The organism is Sphingomonas sp. 67-41 (assembly GCF_001899725.1).
Taxonomy (GTDB): domain Bacteria; phylum Pseudomonadota; class Alphaproteobacteria; order Sphingomonadales; family Sphingomonadaceae; genus Sphingomonas; species Sphingomonas leidyi.
Window position 1 is genome coordinate 45,204 of sequence record NZ_MKWJ01000012.1, and the last position, 3,919, is coordinate 49,122.

Sequence of the window (3,919 nt, forward strand, 5' to 3'; positions counted from 1 at the left end):
TAGGTCGCAGCCGGGGTATAGGTCACCACATCACCCGCGATCGTGACCGTGCCATGCGCCGGATTGGTGCCGATCGCGATGCTCGCATGGACGCCGGTGATCGAGCCCGACAGGTCGATCGCCGTGCCGGTGCTCGCATAGGGCACGCCCACGCCGGGCTTGTCCACCACGGTCGGCGCCGGCGGGTTCGCCACCGTCAGCGTGACCGTCGCCGCGGCGGAAGTGCCGCCCGGGCCGGTCGCGGTATAGGTGAAGCTGTCCGCCCCATAGTGCGTGGCGGCCGGAGTATAGGTCACCACGTCGCCCGCGATCGTCACCGTGCCGTGCGCGGGACCGCTGGTGACCGCGATGCTCGCATGGACGCCGGTGATCGAGGTCGACAGGTCGATCGCCGTACCGGTGCTCGCATAGGGCACCGCCACGCTCTTGTTGGCTACGGTCGGCGCCGGAGGCGTGGCCACCGTCACGTCCACCCTGGCCGGGGCCGAGGTCCCGCCCGGGCCGGTCGCGGTATAGGTGAAGCTGTCCGCGCCGTAATAGCCGGCATTGGGCGTGTAGGTCACCGTGTCGCCCGTCACGACATAGGCGCCATGCTGCGGCACCGTGACCACCGCGATGCTGCCATGCACGCCGGTGATCGAGCCCGACAGGTCGATCGGGGTGCCGGTGCCGTTATACGGGATCGCGACGCCGCTCTTGGGATTCGCCACCGGCGCCGCGGGGGCCACCACCGTGATGCTGACTTGCTTCACGTCCGAAGTGCCGCCCGCACCGCTTGCGGTGTAGGTGAAGCTGTCCGGCCCGATATAGCCCGCCGTCGGGGTATAGGTCACCATGTCGCCGGCGATGCTGGTCGTGCCGTGCTGCACATTGACGGCGATCGCGATGCTGGTGTGCGGGCCGCCCGCGGAGACTGCGCTCGACAGGTCGATCGGGGTAGCGGTGTTATAGGGTACCGTCGCGCTGACGTCCGCCGAGCTCGGCCGCGCGATGAAGGTGTAGCTGTACGGGCTCGCGCTGGTCTGGCCGTTGACGCCGACCGTGACGGGCTGCGCGCCCGTGCCGGCGGCCGGCGCAGTGACGGTGAGCGACGTCGCGCTCGCCGCGGTGACCGTGCCGGTCCCCGCCGTCCCGAAGGTCACTATGTTGTTGCCCGGCGTCGTGCTGAAGCCGGTACCCGAGACGGTCACCACCTGGCTGACCGGGCCCGAATTGGGCGAGAGCCCCGTGACCGTCGGCACCACTGCAAAGGCATTGCTCGGCGCTGCCGGCGTGGTCGGATAGCCGCTGGGCGTGAAGGCGCCGAGCACCAGGCCCGAGGACGAGCCCGCCGTCACGCCGGCATAGGTGAGCGTGATCGTGCAGCCGCTCGACGGGATGGCGAAGTTGCCGAACTGATAGTTCGCCCCCGCATCCGATCCGGTGGCCCCGCAGCTGCCGCCCGGCGCGCCGCTCACGCGGCTCAGCAGCGCGGAACCGGCAAGCAGCGGCGCGACGTCCGGCGTGGCCGAGGCATTGGGATTGGCGAAGGTGATCGTCAGCGTGCCGTTCGCCCCGACGCCGAGCGAGGTCGGCGAGAAGCTGAGCGAGGCCGTGACGGTCTGCGCCGCGCCGACCGTGATGCTCTGCTGCACCTGGGGCGCCGGGTTCCAATTGGTGTCGCCGGCCTGGTTGGCGTTGATGATGCACGTGCCGGTGGCGATGAAGGTCACCGTGTTGCCCGTCAGGGTGCAGACGCCGGTCGTGGTCGAGCTCAGGCTCACGCCCAGCAGCGAGCTGGCGCTCGCGGTCACGGCATAGGCCGGACTGCCCACCGTCGCGCCGGCCGGCGCGGTCGAGGTGAAGCTGATCGTCTGGTTGCCCTTGGCGATCGTGACCGTGGTGACCGGAGTTGTCGCGGTCACCGCCGGTCCCTGGCTGTCGGAGACCTGGACGATATAGCTGAAGCTGCCCGCCACCGTCGGCGTGCCCGAGACGGTGCCCGTCGCCGAATTGAGGCTCGTGCCCGGCACGAACGCGCCGGCGTTGAGCGAATAGGTATAGGGGGTGACGCCGCCCGTGGCCGTGTTGGCCTGGGAATAGGACACGCCCACCTGGAGGCCGGTCGCGGCCGCCGGCGTTATCACCAGCGTGGCCGGGGTCACCGTGAAGCTCTGCACGACGTTGCTCGCCGCGCTCCAGTTGCCGTCACCTGCCTGGCTGGCGGTGATCGAACAAAGGCCCCTGTCGACCAGCGTCACCGTGGTGCCAGAGACCGTGCAGACGCTCGGCGTGGTCGAGGCGAAGCTGACCGTCAGGCCCGAGCTGGCAGTGGCCGAGAGCGGCGGCGGAGACGAGGACAGCGAGATGTTGGACAGGGCGCCGAAGCTGATCGTCTGGCTGCCCGAGCCCACCACGATGCTATAGGCCAGGGTCTTGGTATAGGGTCCGCCGCTGCCCACGGTCGAGCTGTCGGTCGCGGTGATGTCGAAATTGAACGTGCCCACGGTGGTCGGCGTGCCCGAAAGCGTGTTGCCCGCCACGGTCAGCCCCGGGGGCAGCGTGCCGCTGCTGCGCGCATAGCTATAGCCCGACGTGCCGCCGCTCGCCGTGAAGCTCTGCGAATAGCCGGTGCCGACGGTGCCGCCCGGCAACGGGCCGGCGGCCGGCGACAGGCCGATCGTCGGCACGGCGATGCTGAGCGAGAGCGAGCCGGTCACCTGGGTGAACGGGCCGGTACCGAGCGAGCTGTCCGTCACGGTGGCGGCGAAGGTGAAGTTGCCGCTCGCCGCCGGCGTGCCGCTGACGGAGCAATCGGGGTTGATCTGCGTGCCCGCGGGCAGCGCACCCGAGGCCGGCGTCGGCGCGCAGCTATAGGTTGCCCTGCCGCCGCTGGTGTTGATCTGCACGCCCGAGAGCGCGATGCCGCGCGTGCCGCTGCCGGTGAGCGACGACGAGAGCGTGGGGCTGCTCACCGGCACCGTGACCGTCGCCGGGGAGGACGTGCCGCCCAGGTTGGTCGCCGTGAACGTGAAGCTGTCGTTGCCGCGGAACCCGGTGGGCGCGCCATAGGTGACAAGCCCGGCCGAATCGATCGAGACCGTGCCGCCATTGGCCGTCGTGGCCGAGCCCACCGCGAAGCTGGTGGGGCTGTTCGTCGCATGGCCGGCGGCGCTGAAGGTCACGCCCGCGGCATTGTACGCGACTGCGGATGCCGTGAAGCTGCTGGCGACCGGTGCCGCGACATAAGTGAAGCTGGTCGAGGCCGAGCCGCCCGCGGTGGCGACGACCACATTGACCGCGCCTCCGGCATGCGCCGGCGTCGTGAAGGTCAGCGTCGTCGCGGTGCTGCCGGTCGGCGTCACGGATGCGCCGTCCACCGTCAGCGTCGCGCCGGTCAGGTTGGTGCCGGTCAGCGTCACCGCGGTGCCGCCCGCCGCCGGGCCGCTCGCCGGCGAAGGCGCGCCGATCGTCGGCGCCGCGACATAGGTGAACTGGTCCGCCGCGCTGATCGCGCTGGTGCCGCCGGGCGTGGTGACGGTGACGTCGAACGGACCCGCCACGCCGCTGGGGGACGTAGCGTTGATCTGCGTATCGTTGACGATCGAATAGGTCGCGACATTCGCGCCGAATTTGACCGCCCCCGTCGATGCGGCCGCCAGGAAGCCGGTGCCGGTGATCGTCACCGACGTGCCGCCGGCCGTCGGGCCCGCTATCGGCGACAGCCCCGTCACCGTGGGCACCGCGACATAGGTGAACCGGTCCGCCGCGCTGATCGCGCTGGTGCCGCCGGGCGTGGTGACGGTGACGTCGGCCGGGCCCGCGGTGCCGCTGGGCGAGGTGGCGGTGATCTGGGTGTCGCTGACGATCGAATAGGTCGCGACACCGGCGCCGAACTTGACCGCCCCCGTCGATGCGGCCGCCAGGAAGCCGGTGCCGG

General features: G+C 70.8%; 1 protein-coding gene. It reads right to left on the reverse strand.

Annotated features, from left to right (window positions below; all coding sequences use genetic code 11):
• A partial coding sequence (locus tag BGP17_RS06590) for a beta strand repeat-containing protein (protein WP_286711476.1) occupies positions 1-3,919 on the reverse strand: 3,919 nt, incomplete at both ends.